The 17,786-nt window shown below is 56.5% G+C and carries 9 protein-coding genes; 7 read left to right on the top strand and 2 right to left on the bottom strand.

Annotated features, from left to right (window positions below):
- Positions 1-118: 118 nt before the first annotated feature.
- Complete coding sequence (locus BCM02_RS11205) at positions 119-2,218, bottom strand: alpha-amylase family glycosyl hydrolase (protein ID WP_148929260.1); 2,100 nt, start codon at positions 2,216-2,218, stop codon at positions 119-121.
- Positions 2,219-2,789: 571 nt separating this feature from the next.
- On the opposite strand from BCM02_RS11205, the gene BCM02_RS11200 reads away from it, so the two are divergent.
- From BCM02_RS11200 to BCM02_RS11170, 6 genes are all read left to right on the top strand, one after another.
- Positions 2,790-4,589 (top strand): alpha-glycosidase, encoded by a 1,800-nt coding sequence (locus BCM02_RS11200; RefSeq protein ID WP_148929142.1) that lies wholly within the window; start codon positions 2,790-2,792, stop codon positions 4,587-4,589.
- Positions 4,576-5,583 carry a zinc-dependent alcohol dehydrogenase gene (locus BCM02_RS11195; protein ID WP_246183324.1) on the top strand — a complete coding sequence of 336 codons (1,008 nt, stop codon included), beginning with the start codon at positions 4,576-4,578 and terminating at the stop codon, positions 5,581-5,583. The genes BCM02_RS11200 and BCM02_RS11195 overlap by 14 nt, the downstream gene beginning before the upstream one ends.
- Before the next feature lie 70 nt (positions 5,584-5,653).
- A complete protein-coding gene (locus BCM02_RS35925) occupies positions 5,654-8,746 on the top strand; it encodes an extracellular solute-binding protein (RefSeq protein WP_246183323.1) in 3,093 nt (1,030 codons plus the stop codon).
- A 14-nt stretch (positions 8,747-8,760) separates the two neighbouring features.
- Positions 8,761-9,420 (top strand): dihydrofolate reductase family protein, encoded by a 660-nt coding sequence (locus BCM02_RS11180; protein WP_148929141.1) that lies wholly within the window; start codon positions 8,761-8,763, stop codon positions 9,418-9,420.
- Positions 9,420-10,202 carry an HAD family hydrolase gene (locus tag BCM02_RS11175; RefSeq protein ID WP_246183322.1) on the top strand — a complete coding sequence of 261 codons (783 nt, stop codon included), beginning with the start codon at positions 9,420-9,422 and terminating at the stop codon, positions 10,200-10,202. Before BCM02_RS11180 ends, BCM02_RS11175 begins: the two co-directional genes overlap by 1 nt.
- 3 nt (positions 10,203-10,205) lie before the next feature.
- A complete protein-coding gene (locus BCM02_RS11170; protein ID WP_148929140.1) occupies positions 10,206-11,573 on the top strand; it encodes an MATE family efflux transporter in 1,368 nt (455 codons plus the stop codon).
- A gap of 135 nt (positions 11,574-11,708) precedes the next feature.
- Here BCM02_RS11170 and BCM02_RS11165 read toward each other — a convergent pair whose 3' ends face one another.
- Positions 11,709-13,460 (bottom strand): alpha-glycosidase, encoded by a 1,752-nt coding sequence (locus BCM02_RS11165; RefSeq protein ID WP_148929139.1) that lies wholly within the window; start codon positions 13,458-13,460, stop codon positions 11,709-11,711.
- 502 nt (positions 13,461-13,962) lie between these two features.
- On the opposite strand from BCM02_RS11165, the gene BCM02_RS11160 reads away from it, so the two are divergent.
- Entirely contained in the window at positions 13,963-17,685 is a 3,723-nt protein-coding gene (locus tag BCM02_RS11160; protein ID WP_148929138.1) for a cellulase family glycosylhydrolase, read from the top strand.
- The last annotated feature ends 101 nt before the right edge of the window (positions 17,686-17,786 follow it).

The following is a 17,786-nucleotide window of genomic DNA, read 5'->3' as shown; positions in this document are numbered from 1 at the left end:
GGCCGGGACCTACATCGCGCAATGGGAATTGTCGGGTTTCACGGATAAGCAGAAAGCCGCTCATCGCTTCGGATGAACGGCCTGCTTCTATTTAATAGGATTCGGTGCCATCAACAGCTTACGGCTGCCAGTTGACGATCGTCGTCCCGGTACCGCTGGTCGGCGTCGTGAACGTGTGATTCGCGCCGCTCTCCCATGTAACGGTGGAGCCGTTCTTCTTGATGAATTTGAATTGAATCGCGGTGCCTGCCGGTACGCTGACGTCGTAGTACCACGTCGGATAGGACGTGATGATTTGGTTGAACATCGGTCCGATCGCTTTCGCCGCATCCCAGTTGCCCAGCTCGCTGACGCTGCCGACGAGGTACAGATTTTCGCCCAGGTTGGTTGTCGCGTTATTAACGATAAACCGGACGCTCACTTGCTGGCCTGTCAACACGTCGACATTGTTGACCACGTTGCTGTCGACCGCTGAGGAAGTGCGAACTTTCACCGCGTATTTACCTGCTGCGACGGCCGGGACGACGGCTTGAATTTGCGTGTCTTCCCATGACGTGATGTTTGCGCCGGTAACGGCCGTCGTGCCGAAGTATACCGTGCCTTTGGTCGCGCCGAAGCCGCGGCCGTCAATCGTAATCGTATTGCCGGCTTTCGCCATCATCGGACCGACGTGACCGATTGTCGGCGTCGTTGCCGCGGCCGTGTACTGCCATACCGCTACGCCGCCTGCCGCCAAGTTGAACGTGGAAGCCGCGCCGCCGCTGCCTACCGTCAGCGAGTTGCCATTCAGCGTGCCGCCGAGCGCATCCGCGTAAGTGCCGGCCGGCAGGGACGTCGTGAGTCCGGCGATGGATGCCGCCGTAGTCGAATTGCGGTTTATCGCGACGACGGCGACATTGTTGCCGAATTTACGCTCGTAAACATAGACGTCATTGTTGATCCACTTTTGCTGGGTTGTGCCGTACGCGATCGCCGGGTTCGACTTGCGCAGCGGAGCCAGCTTCTTGATGACGTTGTAAGCCGTCGTCGTTGTCGAGAAGGACGTCATGCGCTTACGGTTGTTCGGGTCGCCGTTGCCGGTCATGTATTGCTCGGTGCCGTAGTAGATGGCGGGTACGCCGCGGGAAGTGAGCGTAAAGGCAATGGCTTGTTCCAGCTTGCGGCCGTTCGCGCCATCGACTTGGAACCGGTCCATGTCGTGGTTATCGATGAACGTCACTTGGTCGTTTACTTCTTCATAGGCCGTTTGCGTGCCGGAGATCATCGAGTCAAGGCCGTACATGGTGTCCGAGCCGTCGCGGAATACTTGGCGGACCTTCTGGCCGAAGCGGAAGTCGAGCAAGCTCATGCCGCTTTCGTTGGCGAACTGATGGTTCGCGGCATCGACTTCGTTGGCGCCGAGGAACCATTCGCCGAACGTGAACACCGGTTTGTAATCATTGATGGCGGCCATCCAGTTCTTCTGCCAGCCGAGAGGCATATGCTTGACCGCGTCGACGCGGATGCCGTCAATGCCTTTGTCCAGCCAAAGTTTGATCGCATCTTTCATGTAACCGTCGATCGTCGGGTTTTGCAGGTTGAAGTCGGCAAGATCGTACATGTTCTTATAGATGCCGTTCTCCAGCGAGGAGAAGTTGGTGCCGCCGTTGTGGTGGAAGTAGCCGGCCGTATCGTTCGTATAACCGCCGATGAGCGCGCCGTTGTTGTACAGCCGTCCGTTGTCGGCGAATGCCGTATTCGTCTCCATCGCCGGAGAGGTATGGTTCGGCGCGAAGTCGATGACGACCTTAATGCCTTTCGCATGGGCCGCCGCAATCAGATTCTCGAAATCGGCCATGCTGCCGAACGCCGGATTCGTCTTCTTATAATCGCGTGCCCAATAGCCATGGTAGGACGTGATGTTGACGCCGGAGTAATTCACGACCGCGAAGATATTCTCCACCGGCTGCGAGATCCACAGCGCGGTTACGCCCATATTGGAGAAGTAGTCGTCGTTGATTTTATTGACGATGCCCTGCCAGTCGCCGCCGCAATACAGCTTCATGTTGGAACATGTCGCGTCGTAAGCCGCGCCTGTCGGATTGTTGGAGGCGTTCCCGTCAAGGAACCGGTCCGTCACGATTTGATAGATAACGTCCGAACTGAAGTTCTGCTTGTTCTGTACGGATGTGTCCGGAGCCGCCGTTGCTAACGGAATCGCGCTGATCGCCACCGCCATGGATAAAGTAAGGGTTGAAGTAAGCTTCAATACTGTTTTCTTCACGAAATAACCTCCGTTTGAGTTATGAATTAGGTTCCGCAAACAAAATTCGGATTGTATGGACGTACTGAATCGCTACAATCGGGGCCTCATCTCCTATCTCCGTTTTCTGGGAAACAAAAAACAACCCGCGTTTATCTCATGTGAGATGAACGGGGTTGTTTTAAACCGGCTGGTCTAAAAATCATCGCCCTCAAGTTTCCTGTTTCTGAGTTTAGGCGACGGAGGGTAAATTTGTCAACACCTATTTTGGATGCGCTTTCTCTACTATAACTGTCTAATTTCCACAAAAAATTAATCTGTTTGTCGACAAAAATCGGCTTTACAAGGACAAATTCAATATGATAAAGTTTCGTCCATAGTAATTTTCAGTCATCTAGATCCGCACAATACTATACTCGAATCTGAAGGCTATGTTACCTTTGCAAAAAGGCACAACCTCGCGTAATTACGCAGGTTGTGTCTTTTTTCGCGTTCCTTGGAGCATGGCGGAAGGTTCGGACATTCAGATCTTAAAGGAGGTAAGGGCATGTTAGTCGAGGCTTACTACCATCGGGCGAAAGGAAGTTGGGCTTTCCCGGACGGCTCGGGCGCCGTCCGGGTGCGTATGCGGACGAAGCGGGACGATGCGGATGCCGTGACGATCGTGTATGGCGACAAATACGACTGGCATCGAACGGAATGCCGGGCAACGATGGAGAAGCGGATTACGGATGAGCGGTTCGATTATTGGGAAGCGCCGGTTCTGCCGCCATTCGGCCGGCTCAGCTATCGCTTCGAGGTGCAATCTGGCGAGGAGCGTCACTGGTATGCGGAGCGATGGGATGCGCCTCAGTCGAGCGAGGGCGAATTCGGCAACTTTGAGTATCCGTACGTCGGCAACGCCGATCTGTACGAGCCGCCAAGCTGGGTGAAGGAAGCCGTGTTCTATCAAATTTTCCCCGACCGCTTCGCGAATGGGGATACGGCGAACGACCCGGAAGAGGTCGAGGCATGGGGCGGGAAGCCGACCCGGGAGAACTATTTCGGCGGCGATCTGCAAGGGGTCATCGACAAGCTCGACTATTTGGAGGCGCTCGGCGTGAACGCGATTTATTTTAATCCGCTGTTCCAAGCCAGGTCCTACCACAAGTACGATACGACCGATTATTTCGTGGTCGATCGCCATTTCGGCAGCAAGGAAGCGCTGCGGCAGCTCGTGGAGGCTTGTCACCGAAGAGGCATACGCGTATTATTGGATGCCGTTTTCAACCATGCGGGTGAATATTTCCCGCCGTTCCGCGATGCGATCGACAACGGAGCATCGTCGCCATACGCCGATTGGTTCCTCGTTCGCGAGTGGCCGATGCAGGCGATGGCGGACGGTTCGACGACGTACGAAACGTTCGGATTCGAGCCGCATATGCCGAAGTTCAACACCGCCAATCCAAAGGTGCGCGATTATCTGCTCGAGGTGGCCCGTTACTGGATTCGGGAAACGGACATCGACGGCTTCCGGCTCGACGTCGCCAACGAAGTGGACCATGCGTTCTGGCGCAAGTTCCGCGAAGCAGTCAAGTCGCTGAAGCCGGACGCCTACATCCTGGGGGAAATTATGCACGACGCGATGCCTTGGCTTCATGGCGACCAACTCGATGCGGTGATGAATTATGCGGTCACGGATTTCGCCATGAAATTTTTCGTGAAGGACGTCTTCCATGCGGCACAATTCGCGAATTGCATCGGCAACCAGCTGGCGATGTACCCAAGCAAGGTGAGCGAGATCGCCTTCAATCTGCTGGACAGCCACGATACCCCCCGCTTGTTAACGCTATGCCATAACGACAAGGAGCGAATGAAGCTGGCCGTTATCTTCCAGTTCACGTATCCGGGCACGCCGTGCATTTATTACGGCGACGAAGTTGGATTGACGGGCGGCGGGGACCCGGACAATCGCAAATGCATGGAGTGGGATCCAGACAAACAGGATCTCGATCTGCTGGCCTTCTATCGGCAGGCGACGAGGCTAAGACGTTCCAGCCGCGCGCTTAGGGAAGGCGGATTCCGTTTCCTCCAGGCGGAATCGGGCGCCAGGACGCTCGTTTACGAGCGTTCGAACGAGGAGGAGCGAATCATTGTGCTGATGAACGCGAGCGCCGAGGCGCGGACGATCGAGCTTCCGCCATTTGACGGATCATGGCGCGATGCGTGGCATGAAGAAGCGGCAGCGGGCGATAAGAGCGATGGCTGGTTCCTGCTTCCGCCGTATGGGTTTCGAATTTTCAAACAAGCGGGGGTATATGATGCAAGCGTTAGTATGGAGCGCAAGAAACCGGTTGGAGTTATCTGAAATCGAAGAGCCGCAGCTGGTCGCGCCGGACGACGTGAAGGTTCGCATCGAGCTGACCGGCATATGCGGCACTGATCTGGCCGTTATTACCGGCAAGGAAGAAGGCGCTCACGGGGTCATACGCGGTCACGAGGCGGTTGGCGTCGTCGTAGCGGTCGGAGGGCGCGTCGATCGCGTCGAACTTGGCGACCGGGTCGTGATCGATCCGAACGAAAGCTGCGGCAGGTGCCGCTATTGCCGGGATGACAATCCGCATTTGTGCGAGGGAGCGGACGGGAACGGGATGCGCATCGCGGGCATCAACGCGCACGGCACGTTCGCGCCGTACCTGGTGACGAATCAGCGGTTTGTTCACCGCTTGCCGGAGCGGCTTGGCATGGAGGCCGCCGTGCTGATCGAACCGCTGGCATGCGTGCTCCATAATTTCAACGTCGCGAAAATCACGCGCAAAGACTCGGTCCTTATCCTCGGATCGGGACCGATGGGACTGCTGTGCCAAATGGTCAGTCAGACAAGAGCGGGATTCACCGCCGCGACCGAGGTGAATCCGTATCGATTGTCGTTCGCCCGCGAGCTGTCCGACCGCGCGTTCCTTCCGGAGGAATTAACCGAAGAGGCTGCGTCGAAGCTTGTTCCCGGGGGCAAGTTCAAGGTCGTCATCGATACGGTCGGCACGCAGCTGGAAGTCGCCGAGCGTTGGGTCGACCGGGGCGGCACGATCATACCGTTCGGCATTAACGGCGGTTATCGGCATACGATCGCGCCGACAAGCTATATTCAGCGCGCCGTCAAACTAATCGGGGCAGGAGAATATCGCCATACGTTCGAAGAGGCGCTGCGCTTTGCGACGGATCACCCGGAGCTGAGCCGCCTGGTTACGAAGACCTACAAGCTCGCGGACTACGCGGACGCCGTCCATGAACTGCTCGGCTACGAACTCGACACCTTGTTAAAGGTGAGCAACGAGTCCGTCAAGACCGTGCTGGTACCTTGAAGACCGGGAAGACGCCTAGAACCGGGAACTTTAAAAAGAGATGAACGACTTGGAAGGAGCTAGTCTTACGATGGAGAGCAATAACCGACTAGGAGCTTTGACCGCTTTTTTGGCATCGCGCGCGCGATCGGATGCGGCGCCGATCTGGATTCCCTCCGTTTGGAACCAATGCGGATACCCATCCATTCTCGGGGAGCAGGATGGCGAGATTCTCGTCCATCCCTATCGATTTCTTAGCGACCACTTCCGATATGTGCGGGAAACGTCGAAGCGGTACGCGCCGACCAAGGCAACCGATCTGCAGAACAGCGTCATCTATTCTTCGCTCGTCCGGTACACGACGGCTTGGGATTACGACCATGACGGGGAGATCGAATCCGGTACCTTCCTGCGTCTGATCGTGCTGCTCCCGCTGCTCAAAACCTTCGGCGTGAACATCCTGTACATGCTGCCGGTTAACCGGTACAGCCTGTTGAACCTGAAGGGCGACATCGGTTCGCCGTATGCGGTGCAATCCTTGTTCGACCTGGATCCGAATTTGCACGATCCGCTGCTGGATGGCATGGACAATTTCTCGCTGCACGACGAGTTGGCTGCGCTAGTGGAAGCCTGCCATCTGCTCGATATCAAAGCGGTCGTCGATTTCATTCCGCGGGTAACGGCGAAGAACAGCGAATTAATGAAAGAAAACCCGGAGTGGGTGTATTGGATCAAAAACGAAGCGCTTGAAGGCTTCGCGCCTCCAACTATCCCGGAGCTCGGATTTTTCGAAGAATGCACGCCGGACAAACTGGAGACCGTCTATCGCAGTAAGGATACACAGGCATTCCTCGACAAGTTCACCCTGCCTCCGAACCAGCTGAATCCGAAGTTGTGGGAGGCGCTCAAGCGGCGGTCGGAGGAGACCGGCGAGGAGCTGCTGACGCTGATCGAGCAGGAGATGGGCATAACGACCGCGCCGGCGCATTCCGATTGGATCAACGACGTGCAGCCGATTTGGACCGACATCACCTTCCTGCGGCTGTACGAAGATATATGCCCGCAGGTCCGGCCTTATTTGCGCGAAGGTCAGGCGCCCTATGTCCTGTTCGATACGATCAAGTGCAATTATTACCCGGGCGAGCGGCCGAACGAAGAGCTGTGGGAGCGTCTGCTGGACGCGATCCGGTTCAATCTGGACACGTACGGCATCGACGGGTTCCGCATCGATATCGGGCATGTGCTCCCGACCCCGCTGCTGACGCGGATGTTCGAGACGATTCGGGATCGGAATCCGAACGCGATTCTAATCAGCGAGGATTTGTTCAACCGGAATCACGCGAAGGCGGCTGCGACCGGCTACAACATCATGCTCGGCAGCGGATGGAACGTCATGACCGATCTGACGAAGGACAACTTGCTGTCGTATTTGCGGGAGCTTCCCGAGCTGAGCATCCCGATTTTCGCCTGCGCCGAAACCGCGGACACGCCGCGGATTACGAGCCGGGGCGGCGTCGGGCTGGCGCGCATGCTCGCCGTGTTCAACCAGTTTCTGCCCCATGCGATCCCGTATTTGACGACCGGCTACGAGGTGAACGAAGAGCAGCCGCTTAACTGCGGGCTTGGCGACAACACGAACGGAGCCGATATCCCTCGGGCGTTCTTTAACCGCATGACGATCGATTGGACGGAGAACCATGACATGATGCGATTGCTGGCCGACCTTCGCGAATTCAAATCGAGCAAGCCGGAACTGCTCCGGCCCGAGGGGTTCTTTATCGCGGAATCGCCTTCGGATGTCGTGATCTACGGCTATGAGAACGGAGAAGAGACTGCGCTCGTCTGCATGAATGTAAGCGGAGAGTCGTCGGTTCAAGTCGACCTGGCCGCCATAAGGCCGGGCATCGACGCCTACGATATCAAGCTCGACAGCGGCCTTGGTTCGACTTTGGGGGATCCCCCCGTGTCGCGATTGACGCTGGCGCCGTATCAAGGCATGCTCTTACACCAACATAACCGCGGGGAGATGGGGACGATGCAAGAACGGACGAACAACAAGAAGGAATTGATACTCTGGCACGAGTTTGACGGCCCGGGGGATACCTCGATCGAAGTGCTGGAGGAAATCTGCCGGCTGTATTCGGAGCGTAACGGCGTACAGGTGACGCCGCAGGTCATGAACATTATCGAACTGGGTGAACGGCTCGGCAACGTGAAGGAATTGGGCGAGGGCCCGCATATGGCGTTCGTGCCGGCGGATATGGCGAGCTATGCCGACATCGGGGCCTATTCCGAGGTGCCGGACGGAGTAGTTGCTGATCTGCTTGCCGACGACACGCTTGCGAGCATGAGGAGGAACGGCGCCCAATACGGCGTGCCGGTGTTGCAAGGCAACCATCTTGTGCTATTCGTCAATCGCGACGTCTATGAGACGGCTCCGGATAGCTGGAAGGATATTGAAGACGCCGCGGAGCGTCTGATCGCGCGGGACATCGTGCCGATCGCAGGGGATTTGAAGCAATCTTACTGGTTCGTGCCGTTCTTGTCCGCTTTCGGCGGCTGGCCGATGGTAGAGGGCGCGCCGGCCGTGTCGACGCCGGCGATGAAGCAGGCTCTCGCCTTCGTCCGCGATAAGCAGGAGGCGGGCATACTGGCCAACTTCGACGGCTCGACGGAATTGCTCGAGAAGTTCATCGACGGCCGGATCGGCGCGATCATTTGCGGCGAGTGGATTTTCAACTATCTCGACAAAAAGATGGGCGAGCGTCTGGGCGTCGGCAGCTTGCCGAGCATAGGCGATGGCCAATCGGTCTCCATGTCTTCCTCGATCGGATTGGTCTACCCGAATCAGTCGTTGGAATCGGAATATGCCGAAGAGATCCTCTCGTTCACGCGCTTCATGCTAAGCGAGGAATGCCAGCTTCTATGGGCGGCAAAGGTGCAGCGGATTCCGACCAATCAGTCGGTCCTGAAGCTGCTGGCCGAATCGAGTTCCCCGTCCAAACGGCGGCTGATCGCCCTGCTGGATGCGTGCCGCCCGATGCCGATTCATCCGCACATGATTTATGTCTGGATCGCGATGGAGCTCGGCCTGCATTTATTGCCGGATTATACAATCGATCAAATTTGCGCGCGAATGGAGAGTAAGCTCGAAGAGAAGATTGCCGCCGCGGGCCGGATATAGGAGGAGGAAACGCAATGAAAACGACGGTATTCAGCCAAATTTCGATCGACGGCAAATTGACGCTCGGCGCAGGCAGCTCCAGCAAAGAGTTGTTCACCCTTTTTTCGAGCGAGGACATGGAGTTTATCCATAAATTCCGGGGAAACGTGCAAGGCATTATGGTCGGCAAGAACACGATTCAAACGGATAATCCGTTCCTGACCAACCGCTACGAGACGAACAAAAATCCGATTCGGATTATCCCGACCGCCACGATGGACATCTCGCTCGACAGCAACGTGCTGACCGATGAGGGGAAGACGATCATCGTCACGACGGTCCATGGCCAAGATCCGGAGAAGATGGAGTTGATTCGCAACAGGGGCAAGGACTGCCTGATCAGCGGTTACGAGAAGGTGGATTTCGTCGGGCTGTATCGCCAGCTGGAAGAACAATACGGGATGGAGCGTCTCATGGTGGAAGGCGGCGGCTATCTGAACTGGCATATCTTCGACCAGGACCTCGTCGACGAGATCATTCTCATGCAGCTGCCCATCATTATCGGCGGAGCGGACAATGTCACGCTGGTCGACGGCGAAGGCTACCGGACGATCGACTTGGCGAAGAAATTCAATGTCGTCGAAGTCGAGCCTCGAGCAACCTATACGCTTATGCGCTTCAAGCGGGCGGTGTAATGGAGGCGAACAGAGCGGCTAACGAGATAGGGATCGGTTCGACGTCCGCAATGGCAGACGCCATACGCGCCGAAGATGCCGGCCCGGCGTCGGCGTGCGTGGAAATCGGCCCGACGTCGGCCATTCGGGCGGTTATCTTCGATATGGATGGGGTGCTGGTGGATAGCGAGCCGATCTATTTCGAAATTGAGCAGGCTTCCTTTAGCTATTATGGGATCCATATGGTGGAGGAGGAGCAGCATCAATTCGTGGGCATCACGCCGGAAGAGATGTGGAGACAGGTGAAATCGCGCTATGCGCTGTCGCCTTCGGTTGCGGAGCTCGCGGCCTTCCATCAATCGAACGTGCTTAAGGCGATCGAGCGTCACCCCAAGCTTACGCCGATGCCGCAAGCGGCGGCGTTCCTCCATCGGCTGAAGCAGCGGGGCATCCCGGTCGCGGTTGCCTCCTCCTCCCCGATGGCGCTGATTGAACTGATGCTGACCCGAATCGGCCTGCGAGAGAAGTTCGATGCGATCGCGAGCGGCGAGGAAGTACGGCAGGGCAAGCCGGCGCCGGACATTTTCCTGCTGGCGGCCGCTCGGCTTGGCTTTGAGTCGAACGCATGCCTCGTTGTGGAAGATTCGAGCAACGGGGTAAAGGCGGCCAAGGCGGCCGGCATGGCCTGCGCCGGTTTCCGTAATCCCCATTCCGGCAACCAGGATTTATCGCTCGCGGACTGGATCGTCGAAGAGTACGGCCGATTCGCGACAGACATCTACAAATCAAAAGGGGCGGGTTAATCGATGGCCGAACAAGAAAAAGAAAAAGATGGATTTTACAAAAGCGTCTATAAAATCGCGATTCCGGTCACGCTGCAAAGTTTGCTCATGTCGCTGCTTTACTTTACGGATCAGCTGATGGTCGGTCAGTTGGGCGATACGGCGATTGCCTCCGTCGGCATGGCGACGAAAATTTTCGGCGTCATTTCCGTTGTATTGGCCGGTCTTTCGACCGGGGTTTCCATATATGCGGCGCAATTCTGGGGCAATAAAGACAGCGGGAGCGTTACGCAGGTGCTTGGCATTGGCCTAATCGGCGGAACGGCGCTATCCATGGTGTTTTCCGTCGCCGTCTACATGCAGCCGCAATTTTTCCTCGGGCTGTTCACGACCGATACGAATGTAACGGAATACGGCTACATCTTCCTGCAGGTCGTGGCGATCAGCTACGTGCCGACCATGCTCACGATGATGTATTCCGCGATTCTTCGCAGCACCGGACACGCCAATTGGCCGACGATCGTAAGTCTCGTCAGCGTCATTGCCAATATCGTGCTGAACTATTTGCTGATATTCGGCAACTTCGGAGCGCCCGAGCTTGGCTTGAAAGGATCCGCGGTGGCGACGGTCATCTCGAAGGTGCTGGAGTGCGTCCTGATAATCGGGGCCGTATATTGGTACCGTCTGCCGGGCGCGGTCGGGGTGATGAATCTGCTGCGAATTCAGGGTCCGCTGCTCAAGAAGTTTATCGGAACCACCTATCCGATCCTGCTCACCGAATTGGTCTGGGTGTTAGGCGAGACCTCGTATGCCGTAATCTACAGCCGGATGGGCACGGTCGAGATGACCGCGATGACCGTGACCTTCCCGCTTCAGGGCATCAGCATCGGACTGCTCTCCGGCTTGGCCAGCGCAGCTGCCGTCATGGTCGGCAATCGGCTGGGCGCCGGGGAGTACGACATCGCCCTGGCCCATGCGCGCCGTTTCGTCCGGCTAGGAATCATCATCTCGGTGGTGCTGGGCGCTGCCCTTGCCGCATTATCGCCGCTCTATGTATCGGCGTTTAATATTTCTGGAGAAGCAAGCCAGCTGGCCGTCTACATCGTGCTTGTATTCGCGGGCTTCCTGTGGGTCAAGGTGTCCAACATGATTATGGCCGGCGGCATTCTTAACAGCGGCGGGGATAGTAAGTATGTCTTCGCCATGGAATCGACGGCTACATGGCTGATCGGCGTTCCATCCGGGCTGCTGTTGTCTTTCGTGTGGAAGCAGCCGGTCTTCCTCGTTTATTTGGTGCTCTCCATGGAAGAGCTCGTCCGGTTCATGTTCGGTTGGGTCCGGATCAGTTCGCGGAAGTGGATGAAGAATTTGGTAAGCGATATAGCGGCTTAGCACGAGGGCTGTACCGGTCGGAATGACCGGTACAGCCCTTTTCACTTCTGCAACCAACGTCAAACCATGCCAAAGAAGCATCCCCCGCGATTATGCCGGAGGGATGCTTCTTATATTCGTTCGTCGATTACCCGACTATTTCGCAACCTGATGCAGCACCGCAAAACCATGCGCCGGCAGCTTCAAACTAAGCAAACTGCCGGACGTCTCGAGCACTTGACCGGAGAAAGCATCGGTCCAGCGCCCCGGAGTTACCTCGGCATTCAGCTCGGCCGGCTTGCTTCGCGTGTTCATCAAGATGAGGAACCGCTCGTCGTTGTTCCAGCGCTCGTAGATCAAGCGGTCGTCGCCCGGTAAGGCCTGCAGGAAACGGATCTCGCCGGTGCGCAGCGCGTCATGCGACTTGCGGAGGCGGATCGCCTGCTTGAAGAAGGCGAACAGCTCTTCGTTGCGGTTCGACCGGTCCCATTCCATGCATTTGCGGCAGTGCGGGTCGTTCTGGCCGTCTAGACCGACTTCGTCGCCGTAATATATGCACGGCACGCCTGGGAACGTCAGTTGGAACAGCGTCGCTTGTTTCGCGCGCTCTACACTGTCTTGGCACACCGTCAGCAGGCGGGCCGTATCGTGGCTGCCAAGCAGATTGAACGAGACCTCGTTGACTTGACGCTGGTAGCTGGCCAGCTGCGCGCTGATCGAATTGGCGAACCGGAACGCATCCGTTTTGCTCTGGCCGAAAAATTCGAGCACCGCGTTCGTGAACGGATAGTTCATGACCGCGTCGAATTGATCGCCCTGCAGCCAAGGCATGGCGTCGTGCATAATTTCGCCTAATATGTAGGCCTCTGGATTGATTGCCTTCACCGTCTGGCGGAATTCGCGCCAGAAATGGTGGTCGACCTCGTTCGCCACGTCGAGACGCCAGCCGTCGATGCCGATTTCCTCGATCCAATAGCGGGCGACCCCGAGCAGATACGCCTTCACTTCCGCATTCTCCGTATTCAGCTTCGGCATGATCGGCTCGAAACCGAACGTTTCGTAGGTTGGCACATAGCCTTCGAGGCGAAGCGGCCAGTCGCGAACATGGAACCAGTCCGCGTACTTGGAATCTTTGCCCTTCTCGAGCACATCGACGAATGGCGGGAAGGTCTTGCCGCAATGGTTGAAGACGGCGTCGAGCATCACGCGGATCCCGCGCTCATGGCAGGCTTCCACTAATGTCTTGAGCGTTTCGTTCGTCCCGAAGTGCGGGTCTACCTTCATGTAGTCGGCCGTGTCGTATTTGTGATTCGTCGTCGCTTCGAAGAGCGGGTTGAAATAGATCGCATTGACGCCCAGCTCCGTCAGGTGATCGAGATGGTCGATGACCCCTTGCAGATCGCCGCCGAAGAAATTTTTAGGCGTAGGCGCTCCGCCCCATGGTTCGACGCCCTCCGGGTCGTTGGAAGGATCGCCGTTCGCGAACCGTTCCGGGAAGAGTTGATAGAAGACCGCGTCCTTCACCCAAGCCGGCGGCGTGAAAATTTCGATCGGGTTCATGTAAGGGAAGTCGAATACGCCATGATACGTATTCTCGGGCTCGGTCTCCATGAATCCCTTCTCCAGCAGATAAGCGCTTCCCTTCTTGTCGTGAAGCCCGAAGTAATAGACGAGCCGGCGGTGAGGAGGTTCGACGGCTGCTTCCCAATAGTCGAATAACCGGTCGGACAGCAGGCGCTTCATCGGTACGATCAGCTTCGTGTTGACCCAGTCGTACTTATCGCCACAGATGAGGTCTACCCGGTCGACATCGTCTCGCTCGGTACGGATTCGGATGTGCAGCGTGGTCGCGTCGTAGGCATACGACCAGTTTCCTTTCGCGCGATGATAGACGGCATGCAAGTTCATTTCATCTCTCTCCTTTTCGATGGGAAAATAAAAAAGGCACAACCCACGAATAAATCGAGGTTGTACCTTTTTGGTAACATTGCCTTTAATATGGCCTTAATTTACCACAGGTTCGTAACCTTATCAAGAGGCTAAGAAGAAAAAAATGGAATTCCTTATGGAGACGGCTCTTCAGCCAAAGTTAGGGGAAGTTAGGTAAATACAGACCATTGAACGAACTTCATAGCGATGTTAGAATCTGGAATGTGATTAATTAATAATTAAGTAACATTCCACTTAAAGAAAAGTTATCCCGTTTATTGATCTTTCAACAGCAAGCGTGTCGCGAGCTTGTCGTACATGCGGCTCTGGAAGGCGAGCTGTCAGGCACATAAAAGAAAGCGCTTTCATTATTTGGATCATGTTGCCGAGGAGGTGAGTCCATTGTAACCAGTGGTCACGGGATAGCTCATTTCAAGACAGAAAGAGGCGGTAGCAACAAACAACGACGGGAGGAACGAAAATGAATCGCAGATGGATGAAGAGAATGTTCATGTACGCGTTCGCGGTCGCGCTGATCGTCACGCTAATCCAACCCGGGAGCGCGAACGCGGCGACGAATGCGGCGTTATACAAGCCCGCGGCGGCAAGCACCACGGAAGATTCGGACAAAACGCCGGACAAAGCGTTCGACGGCAACAGCGCGACGAGATGGTCGTCGGCATATTCCGATCCCCAATGGATCAGCGTCGATCTTGGCGCGGCAACGGTCATTAACGGAGTGAAACTGAACTGGGAGGCGGCTTACGCGAAGGCGTACCAGATTCAAATCTCGACGGATAACAGCAATTGGCAGACGGTCTACTCCACCACGGCGGGAGACGGCGGCGTAGACAATATCTCCTTCGCGACGGCGAACGCCAGATACGTCCGGATGTATGGTACGCAGCGGGCAACCGGTTACGGGTATTCGTTGTGGGACTTCGAGGTATACGCCGCGGACGATTCGGGATCGAATCCCGGAACGCCGTCCGCAATCGTGTCCGGCGGGATTTATAAGCTGACGGCACAGCATAGCGGCAAAAATCTAGAGGTAGCGGGCGGCTCCTCGGCCGATGGCGCCAACGTGCAGCAATGGACGGACAATGGCCAACCGCATCAGCAATGGAAGGTCATCGACGCCGGGAACGGCTATTATAAGCTGATCGCGCAATCCAGCGGCAAGGCGCTCGATGTGACCGGAGGATATACGCATGACGGAGTCAACGTGCAGCAATGGACCGATAACGGTCAAGCGAATCAAAGGTGGAAAATCGTCGACGCCGGAGGCGGCTATTACAAGCTGATCTCGCAAGCGAGCGGCAAGGCGCTGGATGTCGCGGGCGGTTCTACGGCCGACGGAGCGAACGTCCAGCAATGGACCGATAACAATAACGCGCAGCAAAGGTGGAAATTGACGCAAATAACGAACGCGGCGGAGGATACGACCGCGCCAACGGCACCATCCGATCTGAACAGTCCTACGAAAACGTCTCAATCCGTAAGCCTTACCTGGACCGGCTCTACGGATAATGTAGGCGTAACGGGCTACGACATCTACAACGGTACGGCCCTAGCGGGTTCTAGTACAGCGACCAGCTATACGGTGACGGGCTTGAACGCAAACACAACGTACAGCTTCACGGTCAAAGCCAAGGATGCGGCCGGTAACGTATCGGCGGCCAGCGGCGCGATAAGCGTCACGACTGACGCTTCCGGAACGGCGAACGCGGGATTCTACATTAACGGAACAAAGCTGTACGATGCCAATGGGAATCCGTTCGTCATGAGAGGCGTTAACCATGCGCACACTTGGTACAAAGGCCAAGAGTCGGTCGCGATCCCGGCGATCGCGCGTACGGGCGCCAATACGATCCGAATCGTGCTGTCGGACGGACAGCAGTGGACGAAGGATAGCTTGGCGGCGATTCAAAATCTGATTACGCTGTGCGAACAGAATAAGCTGGTCGCGGTGCTGGAAGTTCATGACGGAACGGGCTCCGACAGCGCGGCCGTATTGAACAACATCGCGAATTATTGGATCGAAATGAAGAACGCGCTGATCGGCAAGGAAAAAACGGTCATCTTGAATATCGCCAACGAATGGTATGGGACTTGGAACGGCGCGGATTGGGCGAAGGGTTATACGTCCGTCATCCCGAAGCTTCGCAATGCCGGCATCCGAAATACGATCATGGTCGACGGCGCGGGCTGGGGGCAATATCCGCAATCGATCGTGGATTACGGACAGCAGGTATTTAACGCGGATCCGCTGAAGAACACGATGTTCTCGATTCATATGTACGAATACGCCGGGGGCAATGCCGCTACGGTGAAAACCAATATCGATAACGTGTTGAACAAGAATCTAGCGCTCGTCATCGGCGAATTCGGCATCAAGCATACGAACGGCGACGTGGACGAAGCCACCATTATGAGTTACAGCCAGGAGAAGGGCGTCGGGTACATCGCCTGGTCCTGGAAAGGCAACGGGCCGGGACTGGAATATCTGGATATGGCGAGCGACTGGGCCGGGAACAGCCTGACCGAGCAGGGGAATGCGATTATCAACGGGGCGAACGGCATTAAGGCGACCTCCAAACCGAGCACCGTCTATAACGGAAACGCCGATTCGCAAGCGCCTACCGCGCCCGCGAATCTGTCCGGCACATCGCCGACCTACGCATCCGTCGCGTTGACGTGGAGCGCGGCGACCGACAATGTGGGCGTTACCGGCTATAATGTCTACCAAGACGGCGCGCTGATCGACGTAAGTCCGACGACAAGCTATACGGTAACCGGGCTTAAGGCCAGTACGACGTATACCTTTTCGATAAAGGCGCTGGACGCTGCCGGCAATTTATCCGCCGCAAGCGGGAGCCATGCCGTGAAAACGATGGCCAGCAACGATCTGACGGCACCAACCGCGCCGACGGGACTGAAAGCCGTACCGGCCGTCACGACGGTGAACTTAACCTGGACCGCTTCCACGGATAATATCGGCGTAGCCGGATATCGGATATTCCAAGACAACGCGCTCATTGGCACCAGCGTTTCAACGAGCTATACGGTAGTCGGCTTGGAAGGAGCGACCTCGTATGCGTTCACGGTCAAGGCGTTCGACGATGCCGGCAATGTGTCGCCTGCGAGCCAGGCGGTTGCGGTGACGACTGGCGACCCCGGCGATATTCAAGCCATTGATCCAGGCATAATCGACGACCATGCCGGTTGGTACGTCGGAATCAACGGTGCCGACAAGCCCGCTACGCCGACGATCGCTCAGCTTGCGCCGCTTGCAAGCGGCGGTCTGAATATGACGTTCAACCTACAGACCGAGAACTATCCGAGCATCCAGTTGGATCCAAGTCCGTCCAAGGATTGGAGCGGCTACGCCACGATGAATCTCATCGTCTCGAATCCGAACGCGGCGGAAATTCAGATCCAACCGATCGTCAAAGACGGGGAGTGGAAGTGGGTTGAGCTCGGATCGTACCTTAAGATCCCGGCCAAGACGACGATGATGGCAAACGTGCCGTTGGCCGGTCTTGCGAACAAACAAGTCAACCGACTGATATTCCGCTTCCAAGGCGGAAGCGGCGGGTTGGCCGGAAGCGTCCAACTACACGCGGTGAACTTTGATTTGCCCTCGGATGCGTACGCGACGACGATTGCCGATATGAACCGGCCGAAGACGGCCAGCTATTATACGTGGAACTTTAAAGAGTCCAGCTTCACCGGGAATGTCGCAAGCGGCTTGACCGGCGAAACGATATTCGTCGATTACGCTTCCGCCTTGAGCGATACCGTATCCGCGGGAGTCGGGACGGAAACGAAACCGGGCCTTGGCATCGGCGATGATTGGTCGAAATACGGGAGCTTGACCGCCACGTTGACGAACGCCGGCGAGAAGGCGATTCGCGTATCGTTGGTGCTGCGAATCGGAAGCGGCTGGCTATGGGAAGAGACGGGCGGCCAAACCGAGCTCGATTCCTCCGTCGAACGGACCATCCAGCCGGGACAATCCGTTGATGTGGCCTATGCGTTGCATGCGCCGATTTGGAAATCGAAAGCGACCGATTGGATCAACCGTGCAGCGCTCTCCAATGCAGCGGATGTTAGAGCCGTTCAATTCAAGGTCTATGCGGCTCAGGGCGAAACGGTAACCGCGGGGACATTGAATATTACGGATTTCAAGCTCAACTTCTGAGTTCGATCCGATCACCGAAAGCATGAGGCCGAAGGTCGGGACGGATGCGGAAGCTGCGAAGCGCGAATCTCGCGTTTCGCAGCTTTCTTCTCTTGCAGCGG

Origin of the sequence: Paenibacillus methanolicus, from assembly GCF_008124765.1 — a bacterium.
In the GTDB taxonomy this organism is placed as follows: Bacteria; Bacillota; Bacilli; order Paenibacillales; family Paenibacillaceae; genus Paenibacillus_Z; species Paenibacillus_Z methanolicus.
Note: the sequence above shows the minus strand (reverse complement) of the source record. Positions and strands in the feature narration are given on the sequence as shown.

Bases quoted from the DNA above. Each gene is read 5' to 3' on its own strand.
- BCM02_RS11205 (WP_148929260.1), bottom strand. From the start codon at position 2,218: ATGGCGGTGGCGATCAGCGCGATTCCGTTAGCAACGGCGGCTCCGGAC.
- BCM02_RS11200 (WP_148929142.1), top strand. From the start codon at position 2,790: ATGTTAGTCGAGGCTTACTACCATCGGGCGAAAGGAAGTTGGGCTTTC.
- BCM02_RS35925 (WP_246183323.1), top strand. From the start codon at position 5,654: ATGGAGAGCAATAACCGACTAGGAGCTTTGACCGCTTTTTTGGCATCG.
- BCM02_RS11180 (WP_148929141.1), top strand. From the start codon at position 8,761: ATGAAAACGACGGTATTCAGCCAAATTTCGATCGACGGCAAATTGACG.
- BCM02_RS11175 (WP_246183322.1), top strand. From the start codon at position 9,420: ATGGAGGCGAACAGAGCGGCTAACGAGATAGGGATCGGTTCGACGTCC.
- BCM02_RS11170 (WP_148929140.1), top strand. From the start codon at position 10,206: ATGGCCGAACAAGAAAAAGAAAAAGATGGATTTTACAAAAGCGTCTAT.
- BCM02_RS11165 (WP_148929139.1), bottom strand. From the start codon at position 13,460: ATGAACTTGCATGCCGTCTATCATCGCGCGAAAGGAAACTGGTCGTAT.
- BCM02_RS11160 (WP_148929138.1), top strand. From the start codon at position 13,963: ATGAATCGCAGATGGATGAAGAGAATGTTCATGTACGCGTTCGCGGTC.